The sequence below is a fragment of the Arthrobacter sp. Hiyo1 genome (genome assembly GCF_001263615.2).
In the GTDB taxonomy this organism is placed as follows: Bacteria; Actinomycetota; Actinomycetes; order Actinomycetales; family Micrococcaceae; genus Arthrobacter.
On the sequence record NZ_DF952469.1, the window covers coordinates 413,976 to 415,960 of the forward strand.

Here is a 1,985-nt window from a genome sequence, read left to right on the forward strand (position 1 = left end):
TGAGCGGCGAATGGGTCGCCGTGGCGGCACACCGCCAAAGCCGCACCCACCTGCCACCGGCAGACCAATGTCCCATCTGCCCCACCACGCCCGCGAACCCTTCCGAAATCCCGGCGCCGGACTACGACGTCGTGGTGTTCGAGAACCGCTTCCCCTCACTGGGGCCGGCGGTCGGCATGATCCCGGGCATGCCCGCTTGGGGAACCTCCGGCCCTGCATACGGCCGCTGCGAAGTTGTCTCATTCACGCCCAGCCACACCGGATCCTTTGCCGAGCTTGGCGAAACCAGGGCACGCACGGTCGTCGAAGCCTGGGCGCACAGGACTGAGGCGCTCAGCGCCCTTCCCGGAATCCAGCAGGTGTTCCCGTTCGAAAACCGGGGCGCTGACATCGGGGTAACCCTTCACCACCCACACGGACAGATTTATGCCTACCCCTACGTCACGCCGCGGGCGGCCAGCCTTGGCGCCGCCGCCGGCCAGTACTTCGACGACTCCAAGGGCCGGGAATCGCTCACGTCCTCGATCCTCAAGGCCGAACGGCAGGACGGGAGCCGCATGGTGCTCGAAGCCGAGCACTTCAGCGCCTACGTGCCGTTCGCCGCCCGCTGGCCGCTGGAGGTGCACCTCGTCCCCCATCGGCAAGTTCCCGACCTCGCCGCTTTGAGCGGCGAAGAACGCGACGAACTAGCCACGTCTACCTTGAGTTGCTCAAGCGCATGGACGCCCTGTATCCGACTCCCACACCGTACATTTCCGCTTGGCACCAGGCACCCCTGGATCGCGTCCTGAGACCGTCCGGCCACCTGCACCTGCAACTCACCTCCCCACGCCGTGCTGCCGACAAGCTCAAGTACCTTGCCGGTTCCGAGGCCGCCATGGGAGCCTTCATCAACGACACCACGCCCGAATCGGTGGCCGAACGGCTGCGCGCCGTCGCCAGCGATTCCCAGCGCGCTATTCCGGAAGCCCCAGCATGACCTCAACTCCCGACGCCCCTGCCGTGGGCGCCCTCTCCGGGCTTTTCGAGTCGACTTTCGGTTCAGCCCCCGACGGCGTGTGGCAGGCACCGGGACGCGTGAACCTGATCGGCGAGCACACCGATTACAACGAAGGTTTCGTGTTGCCTTTCGCCATCGACAAGACCGCGAAGGTTGCAGTCCGGATCCGCCATGACTCACGCGTCCGGCTGTTGTCTACCTTCGGCGGGCAAGGCCTCGTCGAAGCCGACGTCGACGCGTTGGTTCCCGAAGCGGCCAAAGGCTGGACGAAGTATCCGCTCGGCGTCGCCTGGGCCTTGCAACAGCGCGGCGTCCTTGTCCCGGGCTTCGACCTCCTCATGGATTCGGATGTCCCGCTGGGCGCGGGACTGTCCTCCTCGCACGCCATCGAATGCGCCGTCATCTCCGCCCTCAACGAGCTAACGGGCGCGGGACTGGGCGCCGAAGACATGGTCCTCGCAACGCAGAGGGCCGAGAACGACTTCGTGGGCGCCCCTACCGGAATCATGGACCAGTCGGCGTCGCTTCGCGGGTCAAAGGGCCATGCGGTCTTCCTGGACTGCCGCGACCAGAGTGTGCAACTAGTCCCCTTCGACGCCCAGGAGGCCGGACTCGTTCTGCTGGTCATCGACACCAAGGTCTCCCATTCACATGCCGACGGCGGTTATGCCTCGCGTCGTGCTTCCTGCGAACTCGGGGCCCAGGTACTGGGGGTCCCGGCCCTGCGCGACGTCGGCATCGGCGACTTGGAGGAAGCCAGCGGCCTCCTGGACAGCATCACTTTCCGGCGGGTGCGTCACATCGTCACGGAAAACGACCGCGTGCTGCAGACCGTGGAACGCCTCACCACGGAGGGCCCCGCCCACATCGGCAGGCTCCTGGATGCGAGCCATGCGTCCATGCGCGATGACTTCGAGATCTCCTGTCCGGAACTGGATCTCGCGGTGGAAACCTCCCGAGCCCACGGTGCCATCGGCGCCCGGAT

1 protein-coding gene and 1 pseudogene are annotated in these 1,985 nt (G+C 66.2%); both read left to right on the plus strand.

Annotation, left to right across the window (positions count from 1 at the left end; all coding sequences use genetic code 11):
• A pseudogene (galT, locus tag AHiyo1_RS06300) lies at nucleotides 1-979 on the plus strand (galactose-1-phosphate uridylyltransferase); the annotation flags it as partial.
• On the plus strand, nucleotides 976-1,985 hold a 1,010-nt coding region (galK, locus tag AHiyo1_RS06305; protein ID WP_059387970.1), incomplete at its 3' end, for a galactokinase. The pseudogene galT and the gene galK, both read left to right, overlap by 4 nt.